At 73.0% G+C, this 16563-nt stretch carries 14 protein-coding genes; 4 read left to right on the top strand and 10 right to left on the bottom strand.

The genetic code is table 11. The features are described from left to right. Positions 1–5: 5 nt before the first annotated feature. From I5071_RS34885 to I5071_RS34875, 3 genes are all read left to right on the top strand, one after another. Entirely contained in the window at positions 6–743 is a 738-nt protein-coding gene (locus I5071_RS34885) for a class I SAM-dependent methyltransferase (protein ID WP_236517662.1), read from the top strand. Continuing rightward, entirely contained in the window at positions 740–2317 is a 1578-nt protein-coding gene (locus tag I5071_RS34880) for a hydroxysqualene dehydroxylase (protein ID WP_329611101.1), read from the top strand. The genes I5071_RS34885 and I5071_RS34880 overlap by 4 nt, the downstream gene beginning before the upstream one ends. A 75-nt stretch (positions 2318–2392) precedes the next feature. Beyond that, a complete protein-coding gene (locus I5071_RS34875; RefSeq protein WP_236517660.1) occupies positions 2393–3973 on the top strand; it encodes a hypothetical protein in 1581 nt (526 codons plus the stop codon). Positions 3974–3976: 3 nt separating this feature from the next. Here the strand turns inward: I5071_RS34875 and I5071_RS34870 are convergent, their stop codons facing one another. Beyond that, positions 3977–5014: a DUF5914 domain-containing protein gene (locus tag I5071_RS34870; RefSeq protein WP_236517659.1), complete on the bottom strand. Its 1038-nt coding sequence runs from the start codon at positions 5012–5014 to the stop codon at positions 3977–3979. Positions 5015–5083: 69 nt separating this feature from the next. Here I5071_RS34870 and I5071_RS34865 point away from each other — a divergent pair, with 69 nt between their 5' ends. After that, entirely contained in the window at positions 5084–6868 is a 1785-nt protein-coding gene (locus tag I5071_RS34865) for a serine/threonine-protein kinase (RefSeq protein ID WP_236517658.1), read from the top strand. A gap of 2 nt (positions 6869–6870) precedes the next feature. Here the strand turns inward: I5071_RS34865 and I5071_RS34860 are convergent, their stop codons facing one another. The 9 genes from I5071_RS34860 to I5071_RS34820 form a co-directional block, all read right to left on the bottom strand. Then, complete coding sequence (locus tag I5071_RS34860; protein WP_236517657.1) at positions 6871–7218, bottom strand: hypothetical protein; 348 nt, start codon at positions 7216–7218, stop codon at positions 6871–6873. Beyond that, entirely contained in the window at positions 7211–8617 is a 1407-nt protein-coding gene (locus I5071_RS34855; RefSeq protein WP_236517656.1) for a class I adenylate-forming enzyme family protein, read from the bottom strand. The genes I5071_RS34860 and I5071_RS34855 overlap by 8 nt, the downstream gene beginning before the upstream one ends. Continuing rightward, positions 8614–9678, bottom strand: a complete 1065-nt coding sequence (locus I5071_RS34850; RefSeq protein WP_236517655.1) for an enolase C-terminal domain-like protein — start codon at positions 9676–9678, stop codon at positions 8614–8616. Before I5071_RS34850 ends, I5071_RS34855 begins: the two co-directional genes overlap by 4 nt. A 105-nt stretch (positions 9679–9783) precedes the next feature. Beyond that, the gene (locus I5071_RS34845; protein WP_236517654.1) at positions 9784–10698 is read right to left on the bottom strand and encodes a 1,4-dihydroxy-2-naphthoate polyprenyltransferase; all 915 of its coding nucleotides are present in this window, start codon (positions 10696–10698) and stop codon (positions 9784–9786) included. After that, positions 10695–11426, bottom strand: a complete 732-nt coding sequence (locus tag I5071_RS34840; RefSeq protein WP_236517653.1) for an alpha/beta fold hydrolase — start codon at positions 11424–11426, stop codon at positions 10695–10697. Before I5071_RS34840 ends, I5071_RS34845 begins: the two co-directional genes overlap by 4 nt. Next, complete coding sequence (gene menD, locus I5071_RS34835; protein ID WP_236517652.1) at positions 11423–13186, bottom strand: 2-succinyl-5-enolpyruvyl-6-hydroxy-3-cyclohexene-1-carboxylic-acid synthase; 1764 nt, start codon at positions 13184–13186, stop codon at positions 11423–11425. The genes I5071_RS34840 and menD overlap by 4 nt, the downstream gene beginning before the upstream one ends. Beyond that, entirely contained in the window at positions 13183–14604 is a 1422-nt protein-coding gene (locus I5071_RS34830) for an isochorismate synthase (protein ID WP_236517651.1), read from the bottom strand. The genes menD and I5071_RS34830 overlap by 4 nt, the downstream gene beginning before the upstream one ends. Next, positions 14601–15326 (bottom strand): bifunctional demethylmenaquinone methyltransferase/2-methoxy-6-polyprenyl-1,4-benzoquinol methylase UbiE, encoded by a 726-nt coding sequence (gene ubiE / locus I5071_RS34825; RefSeq protein WP_236517650.1) that lies wholly within the window; start codon positions 15324–15326, stop codon positions 14601–14603. Before ubiE ends, I5071_RS34830 begins: the two co-directional genes overlap by 4 nt. A gap of 13 nt (positions 15327–15339) precedes the next feature. After that, on the bottom strand, positions 15340–16416 hold the full coding sequence (locus tag I5071_RS34820) for a polyprenyl synthetase family protein (RefSeq protein ID WP_236517649.1): 1077 nt from the start codon (positions 16414–16416) through the stop codon (positions 15340–15342). Positions 16417–16563 lie beyond the last annotated feature (147 nt).

Raw genomic sequence — 16563 nt, 5'->3', positions numbered from 1 at the left:
CCTCGTTGCCGAACGCCTCCTCTCCGAACGCAGAGCGCAAGCGCGAAGTCCCGCGCGACTTCGATGACGTCGCGGACACCTACGACTTCCTCACCGGGCTGAACCCCGGATACCACCGCCACCTGCGGCTCAGCGCGGAGCGTCTCGGGCTCCGGCGCGGCGCGCGCGTGCTCGACCTGTGCTGCGGCACCGGTCTCTCGACGGAGGCGCTGCGCGTCACGTACCCCGACGCCGACATCGTCGGGCTCGACGCGTCGGAGGGCATGCTCGCGGTCGCGCGCCGCAAGGAGGTGCTCGCGGGCGTCGACTTCGTGCACGGCGACGCCACCGATCCTCGCGCCGCGGGCATCGAGGGCACGTTCGACGGAATCCTGATGGCGTACGGGATCCGCAACATCGCCGACCCCGATCGCTGCCTGCGCAACCTGCGCGCGTTGCTCGCGCCGGGCGCACCGATCGTGTTCCACGAGTACTCGGTCGCCGAGTCGCTCACGGCGCGCGCGGTATGGGACGCGGTCTGTTACGGGATCATCATCCCCGGCGGGCTCGTGACCGCGGGCGATGCGCGCATCTATCGCTACCTGCGCCAGAGCGTCGTGTCGTTCGACGGAGTGCGCGCGTTCGAGGCGCGCCTCGCGCGCGCCGGGTTCGAGCGCGTGCGCACCGAGCCGATGGACGGATGGCAGCGCAACGTGCTGCACAGCTTCGTCGCGCACGCGCCGTCGAAGGTGGAGCGAGAGTGACCGGGGACCGCCTCGCGCTCGCGCCGCGTCCCTCGCTCGCGGAGCGACTGGGGCTCGGTCGCCGCGAGGTGCGCGGTGCGTTCCGCGGGACGCGCGAGCGCGCGGAGCCCGGCACCCGCGTGGTGGTGATCGGCGGCGGCATCGCGGGCACGAGCGCGGCATGCGTGCTCGCCGAGCGCGGCGTCGAGGTGGTGCTCGTCGAGAAGCAGCCGTTCCTCGGAGGACGGCTCGCGGCGTGGAGCGAGCGCCTGCCCGACGGGCAGCACTTCATGATGGAGCGCGCGTTCCCCGCGTTCCATCGCCACTACTACAACCTCCGCGCGATCCTGCGGCGCGTCGATCCCGAGCTCGCGTCGCTCGAGGCGCTGCCCGACTATCCGATCCTCGGGCCCGATGGCTCGACCGACTCGTTCGCCGGCCTGCCGACGACCGCGCCGCTCAACCTGATCTCGCTCTTCCGGCGCACGCCGTGGCTCACGCTGAACGACCTGCGCCGCATCGATGGCGAGTCGTTCCGCGCGATGCTGACCTTCGATCCGATCCGCAGCTACGGCGAGCTCGACGATCGCAGCGCGCGCGACTGGCTCGATCGCCTCGCGCTGCCGCCGCGGGCGAGGGAGATGCTGTTCCGCGTCTTCTCGCGCTCGGTGTTCAACCGCGAAGAAGCGATCAGCGCGGCCGAGATGATCTCGCGCCTGCACTTCTACTTCCTCGGCAACCCCGAAGGGCTTCGCTTCGACGTGCTCGAGGAGCCGACGAGCGACGTGCTGTGGAAGCCGATGGAGCGCTACCTCGCGCGCCACGGCGTCGAGCTGCGGATGGGCGCGAGCGCGACGAAGCTCGAGCGCGACAAGATCGGCGCGACGCGCGTGCACCTCGAGGACGGCTCGATCATCGCGTGCGACGGCGCGGTGCTCGCGACGTGCGTGCCCGCGCTGCGCGAGCTCGTGGCGCATTCGCCCGACCTGCACGAGAGCGCGGAGTTCGCGAGCTCGATCGACTCGCTCACGACGAGCGCGCCGTTCGCGGTGCTGCGGCTCTTCCTCGATCGTCCGGCGAGCCCGGATCGTCTTCCCCACGTGAACGTCGCGGGGCTCGGCGCGCTCGACCAGATCACGATCTACGACCGCTTCGAGGGCGAGAGCCGCCGCTGGGCCCGCCGTCACGGCGGCACCGTGATCCAGCTGCAAGCGGTCGCACTCGCCGAGGGCCGCGAGGAGCGCGCGGTGCGCAACGAGATGGTCTCGACGCTGCGCGCGGTGTACGCGGAGCTCTCGGACGCGAACGTCCTCCACGAAGTGATGATGGTGCGGCAGGACCAGCCGGGGTTCGCGCCGGGCAGCCACGCGACGCGCCCGCGCGTGGTCACGCCCTACGGCAACCTCGTGCTCGCGGGCGACTACGTGAAGCTGCCGTTCCCCACCGCGCTGATGGAGCGCGCGGCGGCGAGCGGTCTGCTCGCGGCGAACCAGCTCCTCGACCGCTGGGACGTACGCGGCGAGCCGGTGTGGTCGATCCCGCCGCGCGGCTTCATCGCGTCGATGCGCTTCGCGGGATCGCCCGGTGCGACCTGAGCGCTCTTTAGCCGCGTTCGTAGACTCGTCGGTTCGTGTGCACCGCCGATAGGCTCGCGGCGTGGAGGTGCCACGATGCGGATGCTCGGCTCCAGCTCTTCGCTCGCGACGTTCCGATACGACCTCGTGTTCCTGCACGCGAGCTTGCTCGCCGATGATCGCCCAGCGGTGAACGCGCTCGCGCCGCGCGTCGCGGCGAAGCTCGCGGAGCTCCGCTCCGAGCGCGACGCGTTCGAGCTCGCCGAGGACGCGGCGGTGGTGTTGCGCGCCCGCAAGGCTCGGCGTGACGCGGTGCTCGACAAGCAGGTGATCGGCTTCGGCGGGCACGTGCGGGCGATCGATCCGACGCTCTACGCGGTGTTCTTCAAGTCGCTGAGCCCGTCGCGCGTCGCGAAGCTCGGGCTCGACGACGAGATCGAGCAGGTGCGGCGCATCGTCGGCGAGCTGGCGCGGCTGCCCGCCGATCACCCCGAGCGCGCGGCCTACGAGACCTCGCTCCGCGGCGCGCTCGACGCACTGGTCACCGCGAAGGCCGCGAGCGACGAGGCCGACACCGCGCTGGCGCTCGCTCGGTCGCGCGTCGAGCAGTTCAAGCTCGAGCTCGACCGCACCCGGGTGGAGCTCCACGGCCAGCTGGTGACCTCACCCGCAGCAAGGGCGAGGCGGACGACTTCTTCCGCCCCACCGCGACCCCGCCCGCGAACGACGACAACGAGGGCGATCCCGTCACGCCCCCTGCGAGCTGACGTCGTCGGGCTCCCCGCGCCCGCCGCGCCGGGGCCCCTCGATGGCTTCGGGGACCGTCGTCTCGCCGGGAGCGGCGCTCCCGAAGACCCCCGACGGCCGTTGTCCCGTCTGGAGAACGCCTCTCGAGGATCTCGGGAGGCGTTTTCTCGTCTGGAGAAAGGCGATTCCGGGATGGCGAGAGCCGTTCTCTCGCCTGGAGAACGCCTCGCGAGGATCTCGACAGCCGTTCTCTCGCCTGGAGCACGCCTCGCGAGGATCTCGACAGCCGTTCTCTCGCCTGGAGCACGCCTCGCGAGGATCTCGACGGCCGTTCTCTCGCCTGGAGAACGGCAGGGGAAGCCCTCGAGAGCGGTTCTCTCGGCTGGAGAACGGTCGTCGACGGCTGCGGGGAAGGCTCGCCGAGGTTCTCCGCCGCTTCGCCCCGATTTCGCCACGTCCCCCGCGCACGCTCGGAGCGTGCTCGGGATTCACCGGTGGTGGTTCGTCGTCGCGCTGATGGCCAGTGCGTCGGTGATGTCGTTCGTCACGATGAAGACCGCGCTCGTCGCGATCGACGGCGACTGGCCCGGTTCGCTCTACGCCTACGGGTTCCCGCTGCCGTGGCATCGGTGGTCGATGGCGAGCTCGCTCGAGTGGTGCATCGAGCCGTTCGCGCTGACGTTCGACCTCGTGGTGCACGTGCTCGTCGCGCTGGTCGTGCTCGTCGTGCTTCGGCGGCGACTGCAGCGCGCGCCGAGCCGTGGCGTCCTCGTGCTCGCGACGATCGCGTTCACGGTGACGGCGCTGCCGCTGGCGGCCCTCGCGGTCGCGTCGGGGCGCAGCTGCGCGGACTTCGATAAAGCCGACTTCTTCCGGCCCGCATGGCGCGCGGTCCACGTCGGGCTCGGCTTCCCGTACTCGCCGTGGTGAGCGCTACTCGGCTTCGGCGGGCGCGGGGATCTCCGCGTCGTCGAGCACGGTGAGCGCGGTCTTCTTCGTGCGCAGCTGGTACGTGCGCTCGCAGTAGCGGGCGTCGTCGTCCCAGAGCCGCGCTGCGCGCGCCTGCACCAGCTTGCGCATCAGCGCGCCGGCCCGCGGCAGCCACGCCATCTGCGGGCGCTCCGAGTACGCGAGCGTCGCTTCGACGACCGCGGTGCGCCCCGGCTCGATCGGCGTCGCGTGGGTCTCGACCACCGAGCCCACACCTTCGCCCGCGACGATCGTCATCACGATGCTGCGCGGATCGGGGCAGTGGAAGCGCGCGTCGACCTCCATGCCGACGCGTCCCGCGATGCGATAGACGACGCGCACCGTGATCGACTCCGCGTCCTCGCCGATCACCCGCAGCCGCGCGAACGAGTGCGGATGGAAGTGCGCGCCGTGCCAGGGATCGAGCCGGTTCGCGATGACGTCCTCGGGCGCGCAGCGCGCCTCGGTGCGCACCACCGCGTCGAGGAAGCGAGGCGGGCGCGCCGGCAGGACGGGCACGTCGGTCGCGGCCTCACCGGGCGCACGCAACGCGCTCAGGCGGACCCACGTGAGCACTCCGTCGTCGTGGGCGCGCAGTGGGGCCCAGCCGCCGTGCGCCGTGTTCCCGAGCGCGAGCCCGTGCCACGGGCACACGACCTCGCCGCTCTCGTTCACGTGCCCGCACGACAGCGACGCGCCCATGTGGGGGCACGCGTCGGGCGCCACCTTCACCCGCTCGCCGTCCCACCACGCGGCCAGCTCGCGCCCCGCGACCACGTAGCGACGCGGCGCGTTCGCCTCGCGCACCGCGCGCGTCGCGTCCAGCACGGCCCAGCCGCCGCTCGGCTTCGCGCTCGCGCGCGCCAGCGATGCCCGGATGCGGCGCGGGTCGGCCTGGACCCAGTCGGGCTCGAGGGGCGACGTGGGCTGCCCCGCGACCTCTGCAGGGTCGCGTCCGAGCAGCACCAGGGAGCCATCGAGGCGGACCGGGAATGTAGGCATCAGGCCCCAAGAGTAGGGTCCACCTGTCTCCTGGTCACGGCCCCAGTGCCGCAGCTACCATTGCGACCCGTGAGCAGCTCGCCCGCCGCCTCGGATCCGCGCTCGCGGATCCCCACGCCCGTCGACGACAGGGGCGCGGAGCCGTCTGCGGAAGAGCGGACGTCGGAGACACGACGCCGCGCCGCGAGCGGCGAGCCCGAGCTCGGCATGGTCGCGGGGCGCTACAAGCTGCTCTCGCGCATCGCCGAGGGCGGCATGGGCGTGGTCTACAAGGCCGAGCACGTCCTCTCGCGCAAGAAGCTCGCGATCAAGATCCTGCATCCGCACCTGTGCCACGGGCGCCAGGCGGTGGAGCGCTTCCGTCGTGAGGTGAGCGCGGCCGCGGAGATCGATCATCCGGGCATCGTCCAGGTGTTCGACGCGGGCGTGGACAACGACGGCTCGTTCTACATGGCGATGGAGCTGCTCGACGGCGAGAGCCTCGGCGCGCGCACCCGTCGCGAGTGGCCGGGCACGCGCACCGCGGTCGAGCTGATCATCGGGATGTGCGCGCCGCTCGCGCGCGCTCACGAGAAGGGCTTCGTCCATCGCGACCTGAAGCCCGACAACATCTTCATCGCCCGGGATCACACCGGCGTCGAGACCGTGAAGCTGCTCGACTTCGGGCTCGTCCGCGAGGTCACGCGGCGCGGCCCGACGCAGAGCGGGATCACGTTCGGGACGCCCGAGTACATGGCGCCCGAGCAGGCGATGAGCGCGAAGAAGGCCGACGTCGGCGCCGACGTGTGGTCGGTCGGCGTGATGCTCTACGAGCTGCTCGCGGGGCGGCACCCGTTCACCGGCGAGACGGCGAACGCGGTGATGGCGAACGCGATCAAGGAGCCGCACCCGCGCCTCGCCGAGGTCGCGCCGCACGTGCCCGAGGAGCTCGCGAAGATCGTCGAGCGGTGCCTCGAGAAGGACCCGGCGCGCCGGCCGCGCCACGCGGGCGAGCTCGGGGCCGCGCTGCGCACGCTGACGACCCGCACGACGCTCGACGAGCAGCGCCCGCAGAACCCGGTGCTGCGCTCGCACATCGAGTCCGAGGAGGACGCGCTCGAGGGCGACGAAGCCGCGGGGAACGGCGGGCTCGACCTCGACGAGCACGCGCTGCTCTCGTCGCCGCCCCAGCAGGCCGGGGCGCTCGATGCGCTGGCGGCGCGCGCGGGGCTCGAGCCGACCGATCCCGCGGGGCGTCCCGCGAAGACGCGGAGCAAGGCCGCGCGCTCCGGCGCGTGGGTGGCGGTGGGCGCGGGCGCGCTGGGGCTGCTCGGGGTGATCGGGTGGGCGCTCTCGCAGCGTGACGACGCGGGGATCGTCGCGACCCAGCTCCCCGAGGCGCGGCCCGCCGTCGCCCCGGCGGCGACCGGTGAGGCGACGGTGACCATCCCGGCGCCCCAGGAGCCCGCAGCGCCTCCGGCCGCCGAGACGGCCCCGAGGCCCCCGGAAGCGCCTGCCGCGCCGGTGGAGGCCGCCGTCGAGGCCCCGGAGGCCGCCCCGGCCGTCGTGGAGGCCGCGCCGGAGCCGGTGCGCAGCACCACGCGGCATCGGCGGGCGTCGAGCGGACCGACCGAGGGCAGCGAGAGCGCGCTCGCCGAGGCCCAGGCGTGCCTGCAGCGGGGCGACACGCGCTGCGCGGTGCAGCTTCTCCAGGGCGGGCAGAGCGCGGCGGAGATGTCGCTGCTCGTCGACGTGTACCGGATGCAGGGGCGCACCGGCGATGCGCGCTCGGTGATGCAGCGCTACCTGCGGCGGTTCTCGCGGGGATCGAACGCCGACGCGTACCGCCGCGAGCTCGCGCTCGGCGGCGAGTAGCGCTAGGCGTACCCGAGCCGACCGGGCGTCACGAAGGTCGCGATCTCGCCGGGGATCGGGTCGCGGCCGAGCTCGGACCACTCGCGGTCGATGCGCTTCACCGCGTCGTCGGGTGAGACGTGCCAGGCGTCGAATCCGTCCTCGTGCGTGCCCACGACGAGCACGCGTTGGCGCAGCGCCTCGCGGATGAGCGCGAGCACCGCGTCGCGCGCTTCCTGCTCCGCGCCCTCGGCGATCTGCGCGCGCACGTTCTTCACGACCGCGACGATCAGCCAGAGCCCGATCGCGCCGTCCTCGGCGCTCGCGACGAGGCTCGCGAGGAGCGGATCGCCCTCGGCCTCCTCAGCCATCGTGCACCTCGAGCGCGCGGAGCAGCGGCGTCGCGGCGTCGGCGGTGGCGCGGCGATCGAGCTTGCCGCTGCCCGCGACGACCAGCGCGGGTAGGCGCGCGATGCGGCGCGGTCGCTTGAACCGAGCGAGCACGCCCGAGAGCGCGCGCGTGATCGTCGCATCGTCGGGCGCGCGATCGTCCACCACGATCGCGGCCGCCACGATCTGTCCCCAGCGATCGTCGGGCACGCCGAACACGCAAGCGGCGCGCACGCCCTCGACGCGCTCGAGCGCGGCCTCGACCTCGGCGGGATAGACGTTCTCGCCGCCGCTCACGATGAGGTCGGTGCGCCGCGCGAGCACGTGGAGGTGACCGCGCGCGTCGAGCTCGCCGAGATCACCGGTGTCGTACCAGCCGTCGGCGTCGAAGGGCGATGCGACCTGGCCGAGCCATCCGTCGAACATCGTCGGGCCGCGCACCTCGATCGTGCCGCGCGCGCCGATGCGCACGCCGGTGCCGGGCAGCGGATGTCCCGCGCCTTCGTCGAGCGAGCGCACGTCGTCGCGCGCGGTGCTCACCTGCGAGCACGCCTCGGTGAGCCCGTAGGTCGTGCGCAGCGGGAGGTTCGCCGCGATCGCGCGCATCAGGACGCGCTCGGGGCACGCCGCGCCCCCGAGCAGGATGGTGCGCAGCGCGGGCGGGCGCGCGAAGCCGGCGTCGAGCAGTCGCGCGAGCATCGTCGGCACCAGCGACACCAACGTGATGCTCCGGGCCCCGATCGTGTCGCGGGCGCGCGCCTCGTCGAAGGGTCCTGCGAGCACGATCGTCGAGCGTGCGATCAGCGAGCGCACGACGATCGAGAGGCCACCGACGTGCGCGATCGGCATGCAGAGCAGCCATCGATCGCTCGGCGTCAGCGGGAGGTTCACCGCGCTCGCGCGCGCCGACGCGAGGAACGCGCGGCGCGAGAGCAGGGCGCCCTTGGCCTTGCCGGTGGTGCCCGACGTGTAGAGCACCGCGAGGGTGCGCGCGGGATCGATCGTGTCCTCGCGCGTTCGCGGCGGCTCGTGCCCGACGTGCACCTCGGTCTGCGTCGGCAGCACGACGCGCGGCGCGCTCTCGTCGATCACGACGTCGCGCTCGGCGTCGGTCCACCGGGGATGCAGCATCACCAGCGGCGCGCCGATCTCGATCGCGGCGAGCACGTCGACGATGTGCACGCGCGTCGGCGAGCCCACGACCGCGACGCGCGCCGCGGGATCGCGACCATCCACGCCGTGCGCCGCGAGCATCGCGATCTGCGCGTCGACCTCCGCGGCGAGCGTGCGCCACGAGATCGCGTCGCCGTCCTCGTCGATCAGCGCGTCGGCGTCCCCACGTTCGCGCGCTGCGGCGCGCACCGAGAGCGGCTCGCTCAACCGAGTCCTCCTCCGTCGGGGCGCTCGATGCGGAACGCGCCGATCGCACGCGGCACCGGGATCGCGCTGCCGTGCTCGTCCACCCACTGATCGAGCCCCGCGTAGCGCGCGAGCCCGTGGACCTCGCTCTCGCCGCCGGGCGCCCCCGCGAGCGCGAGAGCGAGGTGGGCGCATGCCGCGAACGCTCGCGGTCCGTCGTAGAGATGGCTGACGATCGCCCGCGCTCCTCGCGCCTTGGCGCTCTCGGCGAGCGCGAGGGCGCGACCGATCCCGCCGAGCAGCGCGGGCTTGAGCACGACCGCCTGGGCGCGTCCGAGATCGAGCGCGCGCAGTGCGCGCACCGGGTCGCGCGCGAGGCTCTCGTCGAGGCCCACGCTCAGCGGCAGTCGATGGTCCATCGCGAGCAGGCGCTCGACCGGGAAGGGCTCTTCGAGCAGCTCGCAGGAGATCTCCGCGAGCATGCCGATGCGGCGATCGCGCTCGTCCTCGAGCGTGCCGTTCGCGTCGGCGCGGATGCGCACCGTCGGCCCGAGCTCCTTGCGCAGCGCGCGCAGGACCGCGCACTCCTCGTCCACGCGATCGGGACGCCCGATCTTCACCTTCAGCGCGCCGGCGCCCGCCGAGAGCGCGACCGTCGCGCGCACCACCGCGGTGTCGAGATCGTCGAGCAGCGCGGCGGTCGACACCGCGCCCGCGGGGTCGCGCTCGGCGAGCATCGCGGCGACCGAGAGCCCGCGAGCACGCCCGACGAGATCGAGCAGCGCCGCTTCGACCGCGAAGCGCGCCGAGGGCACGTCGTCGGGCACGAGCATCGCCGCGAGCGTGAGCGGATCGTCGATCTCGGGATCGATGTCCGTCCACGGGATCGCGCGCAGCGATCGCTCCACGAGCTCGAGGGTCTCGCCGCTCATCTGGGGCAGCGGCGCGGCCTCGGCACGGCCGACGTGGGTGCCGTCGCTCACCGCGATCGCGATCGCCTCGCGATCGAGCCAGCGTCGCGTCGCGTCGCCCGCGGCGCGCGGCAGCTTGGCGCGCATGCGCACGAGCGACGCGTGGAGCATCACGGGGCTCCCGTCGTCGGGCAGGTGCGAGAGTGTGCTCGGGCGCCGTGGCGCATGCGTCGTCCCGCGAGATGGGCTCGTGGCAGCGAGCCTACAAGGGTTCCGTCAGCCCAGCGCGATGCCGACCGCGAAGAGCACGCCGTAGATCAGGAGCAGGCGCGCGGTGCCCGCGAGCGTCGCGTTGAGCGGCCCGCCCTCTCGCGCGCGCACCTCGCCGAACAGGCGCATCGCGAGCGGGAACGTCACGACCGGGAGCATCACCCACGGCGACGAGAGTCCCTCGAGCCACATCGCGATCGGCGTCGCGTAGGCGGCGAGGATCAGGAGCCCGTACTCGATCTCCGCGCCCGTGCGCCCGAAGCGCACCGCGAGCGTGCGCTTGCCGGCCTTCACGTCGGTGACGCGATCCCGGAGGTTGTTCACGACGAGGATCGCGGTCGCGATCGCACCGACGGGGACGCTCGCCCACCACGCGATCGCGGGCACGTCGCCGGTCTGCACGAAGGCCGTGCCGCACACCGCGACGAACCCGAAGAAGATCATCACGAAGACGTCGCCGAGCCCGTTGTAGCCGAGCGGGTAGGGCCCGCCGGTGTACGCGATGCCGCTCAGGATCGACGCGATGCCGATCGCGACGATCGGCCAGCCGACCTGCGCCACGAGGTACACGCCGCACGCGGTCGAGAACAGGAACGCGAGGATCATCCCGCGCCGCATCGCACGCGCGTCGATGAGCCCGGCCTGCACGGCGCGCGTGGGCCCGAGCCGCTCTTCGGTGTCGGCGCCCTTCTCGGCGTCGAACACGTCGTTCGCGAAGTTGGTCCCGATCTGGATCCCGAACGCGCCGAGCAGCGCGGCGAGCGCGGTGTCCCAGCGCAGGCCGTTCATCGCGGCGGCGCACGCGGTGCCCACCGCGACCGGCACGAACGCGGCGGTGAGCGTCGCGGGGCGCGACGCGAGCAGCCAAGCGCGCATCGATCCCGGCTGCACGTTCGGAGCGGACGCGGTGGTGGTCGTCATGTCTCGGACTCCTGGAGCAGGATCGCGGCGAGCGCATCGGGGCGCTCGAGGCCGACGTCGTGACCGGCGCCACCGACCACGTGCAACGTCGCGCGCGGAAGGCGCTCGAGCATGCGCGTCGCGATCGCGCGGAGCTTGGTGTCCTCGCTGCCGACGACGAGCCGGGTGGGCACGTCGAGCGCGCCCAGCGCGGGCCAGAGGTTCGGCATCGCGCCCTGGCCGAGCACGCGCAGGCTCGTCGCGAGATCGGCGGCGCGCTGGGCGAGGCGGATGCGGCGATGCTGGGCGCGCACTCGGTCGGGGAGCGCGTGTTGGGTCGCGAAGATCGGCTCGCGCTCCCAGGCATCGACGAACGCTTCGATTCCGTCGCGCTCGAGCATCGAGGCGCGCGTGTCGTCGGCATCGCGTCGAGCTGCGCGCTCGCGGTCGTCCTCGATGCCCGGGCTCGCGCCGATCAGCGTGAGCCGCGCGATCATCTCGCGACGACGGAGCGCGATCGCGAGCGCGATGCGACCACCGAGCGAGTACCCGACGAGGTGCACCGGCGCCGTGATCGACCCCGCGAGCCGATCGATCTCCTCGTCCCAGGTGCGCGCAGCGCTCGTCGATCCGGCGTGACCGAGGATCGGGAGCGCGACGGCGAGCTGGTCGGGCAGGTGCGCGAGCACCGGCTCCCAGCTCGCAGGCGAGCCGGTGAACCCGTGAAGGAAGACGAAGCGCGCGGTCATGCTTCGAGCTCGCGCAAGCGCCGCTCGACGTCGGCGTCGGCCTCGCGAGCTCCGTGGGGCGGCACGATCGCTTCGATGATCGTCACGCCCTCGTGCACCAGCGCGCGCTCGAGCGCCGCGTGCAGCGAAGGTGCGTCGCTCACACGTGCGAAGCCGAGACCGAAGAGCGCGGCCGCGTGCGCGAGATCGGGACGACCCTGATCTTCGTGGGTGAAGTGGGTCATCGCCCACGGCGCGACGCTCGCGACCGGCAGCTGCTCGAAGATGCGCCCACCGGCGTTCTGCACGACGACGATCGCGAGCGGCGCCGACACCAGCCGCGCGCTCGCGAGCCCACCGAGATCGTGGAGCAGCGAGAGATCACCGAGCATCAGCGCACCCGGCGTGCCGGTCGCGATCGACGCGCCGATCGCGCCCGAGACCAGGCCGTCGATGCCGTTCGCGCCGCGCTGACAGAGCACCGCGAGGTCGTTCTCGCCGCCCCGCACGTAGCGATCGATCGTGCGGATGGGCAGCGAGTTGCCGATCGAGAGATACGCGCCGCGGGGGAGGGCGCGCACGGTTGCGCGCGCAACCGTGCCCTCGCCGAGCACCGCGCTCTGCTCGACATGGGCCTCGATCGCGTGCCACGCGCGTCGATCGCGCATCGCCCAGCGCTCCTTCCACGCGGTGTCGAGCTCGAGCACCGGGAGCGCCGAGGACAACGCGCGCAGCGTCGCGCCGCGATCGCCGAGCAACATCACGCGCGCGCTGCCGTGGGGATCGGTCCAGTCGCTCGCGCCCGCGACGATGCGCGCGATCTCGGGATGACGTGCGACGAAGCGCTCGTAGGCGCCCGAGGTCGGCGTCGCGCCGAGCTGCAGGATCACGTCGGGCAGATCGTCGTCGCCGCCGACCCGCAGCGCGAGATCGAGCGCGTCGAGCGCGACCACACGATCACGCGCAGTGAAGCGCAGCTGGCTGGTCGACTCCGCGAAGAGCGGCGCGCCGGTGGTGCGCGCGATCGCGAGCGTCGCGTCGCGCGCGGCACGATCGTGGGCCGGCATCGGACCGGCGACGATCCAGGGCCGGCGTGCACGCGCGAGCAGCGCGACGGCCTCGTCGATCGCGGGCACGACGTCGCACGACGCGGCGCGGGTGAGCGGCGTCGCGAGCACTCGATCGACGCGAGCCCGCAACGCGAGCTCGCTCGAGGTCTCGGGCGCCCGGGGCTCGAGGGGCTTGCGGGCGCGCAGGTTCAGGTGCACCGGACCGGGGCGCGGGTCGCGCGACCTCGCGACCGCCTGGGCCACCGTGCGACGCAGCCCGAAGAGCGCGCTCTCGGTCGGGTCGGGCGCGCCGACCTCCGCGAAGAAGCGCACGTGCGATCCGAAGAGCGCGATCTGATCGATCGTCTGCGCGGCACCGCAGTGCGCGTGCTCGAACGGACGATCGGCGCTCAGGCACACGAGCGGGATGTCGCTCAGCGACGCCTCGATGATCGCGGGGTACCAGTGCGCCGGTGCGGTGCCCGACGTGCACAAGAGCGCGACCGGACGCGCGCTGGCGCGCGCCATCCCGAGCGCGACGAACGCCGCGCTGCGCTCGTCGAGCACGTCGACGATGCGCACCTCTTCGCGCGCCGAGATCGCGATCACGAAGGGCGTCGATCGCGACCCCGGCGAGATCACGACCTCGCGCACGCCGCTCTCGACGAGCGAGCTCGCGACGATGCGCGCCCACTCGCCGAGCAGCGTGGCGGGGGCGCCGAGGTCGTTCACCTCACGGCTCCCAACGCCCGCAGCATCGGGCGCATCTTGAGCGCGGTCTCGTCCCACTCGGCTTGCGCATCCGAGCCCTCGACGATGCCGCCGCCCGCCCAGAGCCACGCGCGTGCGCCCTGGATCACGCCACAGCGCAGCGCGACCACGAACTCCGCGTCACCACGCGCATCGATCCATCCGAAGGGCGCGCCGTACCAGCCGCGCTCGGTCTCGTGCTGCACGATCCACGGCACCGCGTGCTCGACCGGCGTGCCGCCGACCGCGGGCGTGGGATGCAGCGCCGCGATCACGTCGATCGGATGGGTCGGCTTCGCGAGCTCGGCCTCGATCGGCGTGCGCAGGTGCATGACCGTCGGGAGCCGACGCACCTGAGGCGCATCGGGATGGGCCACGCGCGCGCACAGCGGCGCGAGGCGCTCGACGATGTGGCGCACGACGTACGCGTGCTCCTCGCGATCCTTCGCGCTCGCGACGAGCCGCTCACTGCCGCGCTCGGCGTCCGCCGCGATCGATCCCGCGAGGGCCTCGGTCGCGATGCGGGTGCCGCGCTGCACGAAGAGATGCTCGGGCGTGGCGCCGAGGAACGTCGCGCTGCCCACCCGCGCCATGAAGCGCGTGGTCGGACCGCGGGTCTCGCCGAGCCGCGTCAGCACGTCGAGCGGCTCGATGTCGTTGTTCGTGGTGATCACGCTGCGGCGCGCCGCGACGATCTTGCGCGCATCACCGCGCTCGATCGCGCTGCGGATCGCCTCGATCGAGCGCGCCCAGCGCGCCGCGTCGAGGTGATCGGCGCGCACGATGGTCGCCGCAGCGCTGGGCTCGCGCCGCGCGGTCTCGATCGCGCCGTACGCCGCTTCGAGCTCGGCGATCGCGAGCCGCTCGTCGATGCCGCGCGCGATGTCGATCACGAGCGTCAACGACGCGCGCGTCCCGTCGCTCGCGTACGTCCAGCGCGGCAACGTCACCAGCGCATCGCCGAACGCTTCCCACGGGGTCGCGCACGCGGTGCCGGCCGCGAACGCGAAGCCGACGAACGCGCGCACCGGGATCGTGAGCGCGCCCGCATCGACGCGATGCACGACGTGACCGAGCATCGCCTCGCACGCCGCACGCGCCTCGACGAACCGCGTCTCACCGCTCGCCCGCGCCTCGCGCGCCACACCGATCGCCGCGACGCTCACGCCTTCGCTCGGCGCGAACACCCAGGTCGTGCCCTTGCGCAGCGCGCGCAGCGGGGCCTCGACCGGCGCGACCGGTGCGGGCACCGTGATCGCGAGCACGCCTTCGTGCGGCACCTCGAGCAACGTCGCGCGCAGGAACGCGCGCGCCGACTCGATCGACGCCACGCGCGGTGCGCGCGTCTCCGCGTACGACGATCCCTCGTCGTTGCGGAGCGCGTGCGCCGGGGCGCTCACCGCGCGCCCTCCGGCACACGACCCGTGTAGAGGTGACAGACGCCGAACGTCAGCGGATGCACCTTCACGTCGGCCATGCCCGCGTCGCGCATCTGCTGCGCGAACCGCTCGGGCTCGGGGAACGCCGCGATCGACGTCTGGAGGTACCGGTACTCCTTCGCGCCCGAGAGCAGCGCGCCGATCGTCGGCACCACCACGTGCACGTGGAAGCGCGCGAGGGGCCCGAGGATCCCGCTGCGCGGCTCGCCGAGCTCGAGGATCGCCACGCGCGCGCCCGGCTTTCCGACGCGCACCATCTCGCGCAGCGCGCGATCGCGATCGGGCACGTTGCGGATGCCGAACGCGATCGTGATCGCGTCGAAGCAATCGTCGGGCTGGGCGATCTGCTGGGCGTCGCCCTCGAGCAGGGTCACGCGCGTGTCGAGCCCGCCCTTGCTCACCTTCGTCCGACCGATCGCGAGCATCTCGCGCGACGGATCGATGCCGACCACGTCGACCCCGGGGCTGCGGCGTGCGGTCATGATCGCGAGGTCCCCGGTGCCGGTCGCGAGATCGAGCACGCGCATCCCCGGCGCCAGCCCGAGCGAGCGCACCGTCTTGATGCGCCAGCCCTGATCGATCCCGAGCGAGATGATCCGGTTCAGCAGGTCGTAGCGCTTCGCGATCGCGTCGAAGAACTCGCCCGATCCCGGGCGCACGGTCGTGAGGGCTTCTTGTCCCATGACGACGTCCTCCTCACGAGCGCCGCGCGACCGTCGCTTCCGCGACCGTCACGAGCGCCTCGGTGGGCTTGCCCTGGGGGAGCACCGCGAGCGCGTCGATCGCGCGCTGCGCGTGGGTCTCGGCGAGCGTGCGACAGTCGTGGAGCGCGCCGGTGCGCTCGAGCACCGCGACGATCTCGTCGAAGCGCGCCTGCTCGTCGCCGCCCTCGTCGGCGATCACCGCGCGCAGCAGCGGCTCGGCCGCGCGATCGCGCTCCATCGCGAGGATGAGCGGGTAGGTCATCTTGCCCTCGCGCAGATCGGTGAAGAGCGCCTTGCCGGTCGCGCGCTGATCGCCGCTGAGATCGAGCAGGTCGTCGATCGCCTGGAACGCGACGCCGAGGTGCAGGCCGTACTCCTCGAGCGCGCTCACGCCGCGCTCGTCGAGCCCGCCGGCGCGCGCGCCCGCGAACATCGCCCAGCGGAACAGCGCTGCGGTCTTGCCCTCGACCACGCGCTCCCAGGTCTCGCGTCCGGTCTCGAGACGACCGCGTCGCTCGAGCTGCAGCGACTCGGCCTGGATCATCTCGTCGATCACGTCGAGCAGCCGCTCGAGCGTCCCCGGCACGTTGACCGCGCGCACCCGGCGCAGCGCGTCCACGAGCAGCCAGTCGCCCGCGAAGATGCTCACCGCGTTGCCCCACACCGCGCGGGTCGTCGGGGCGCCGCGACGGGTGTCGCCGAGGTCGACCACGTCGTCGTGGAGCAGCGTCGCGTTGTGCACGAGCTCGACCGCGACCGCGAGCGCACGCCCGCGCGCGTCGAACCCGGTGCCGACCCGCGACGCGAGCGCGACGCACATCGGCCGGAGCCGCTTGCCCCCGAGCGCGAGCAGGTGCGAAGCCCCGGCGTGGATCGCACGCGGCCCCGAGGGCACCGCGAGGTCGCGCTCGAGCGAGGCCATGTCCGCGTGCACCAGGCTCGCGAGGTCCTCGAGGCGACGCCCCAGCGACGCGAGGTCGCGATCCCCGCAGATGGCCTCGAGTCGGCGCAGCACCTCGGCGCGACCGGTCTCCGTCCCGTCCATTCGAGCCGCGACGGCAGTCGGCATGGGCTCTCTCCTTCTGGACGGGTCTGCGCTCGGCGTTCGGGGCGCCCCGTCCTGGGGTGCTCGCACAGGTTTCAAGAAACTTTGAAACCTCGGAACGCAAGAGGTGTAGGTCGGGTGGCCTGGATCGGTCAAGCGGAAGGGCTGGTA

Source organism: Sandaracinus amylolyticus, from assembly GCF_021631985.1.
GTDB lineage: Bacteria > Myxococcota_A > Polyangia > Polyangiales > Sandaracinaceae > Sandaracinus > Sandaracinus amylolyticus_A.
Note: the sequence above shows the minus strand (reverse complement) of the source record. Positions and strands in the feature narration are given on the sequence as shown.

Bases quoted from the DNA above. Each gene is read 5' to 3' on its own strand.
- ubiE (WP_236517650.1), bottom strand. From the start codon at position 15,326: ATGGGACAAGAAGCCCTCACGACCGTGCGCCCGGGATCGGGCGAGTTC.
- I5071_RS34875 (WP_236517660.1), top strand. From the start codon at position 2,393: ATGCGGATGCTCGGCTCCAGCTCTTCGCTCGCGACGTTCCGATACGAC.
- I5071_RS34850 (WP_236517655.1), bottom strand. From the start codon at position 9,678: ATGCTCCACGCGTCGCTCGTGCGCATGCGCGCCAAGCTGCCGCGCGCC.
- I5071_RS34845 (WP_236517654.1), bottom strand. From the start codon at position 10,698: ATGACGACCACCACCGCGTCCGCTCCGAACGTGCAGCCGGGATCGATG.
- I5071_RS34840 (WP_236517653.1), bottom strand. From the start codon at position 11,426: ATGACCGCGCGCTTCGTCTTCCTTCACGGGTTCACCGGCTCGCCTGCG.
- I5071_RS34860 (WP_236517657.1), bottom strand. From the start codon at position 7,218: ATGGCTGAGGAGGCCGAGGGCGATCCGCTCCTCGCGAGCCTCGTCGCG.
- I5071_RS34870 (WP_236517659.1), bottom strand. From the start codon at position 5,014: ATGCCTACATTCCCGGTCCGCCTCGATGGCTCCCTGGTGCTGCTCGGA.
- I5071_RS34820 (WP_236517649.1), bottom strand. From the start codon at position 16,416: ATGCCGACTGCCGTCGCGGCTCGAATGGACGGGACGGAGACCGGTCGC.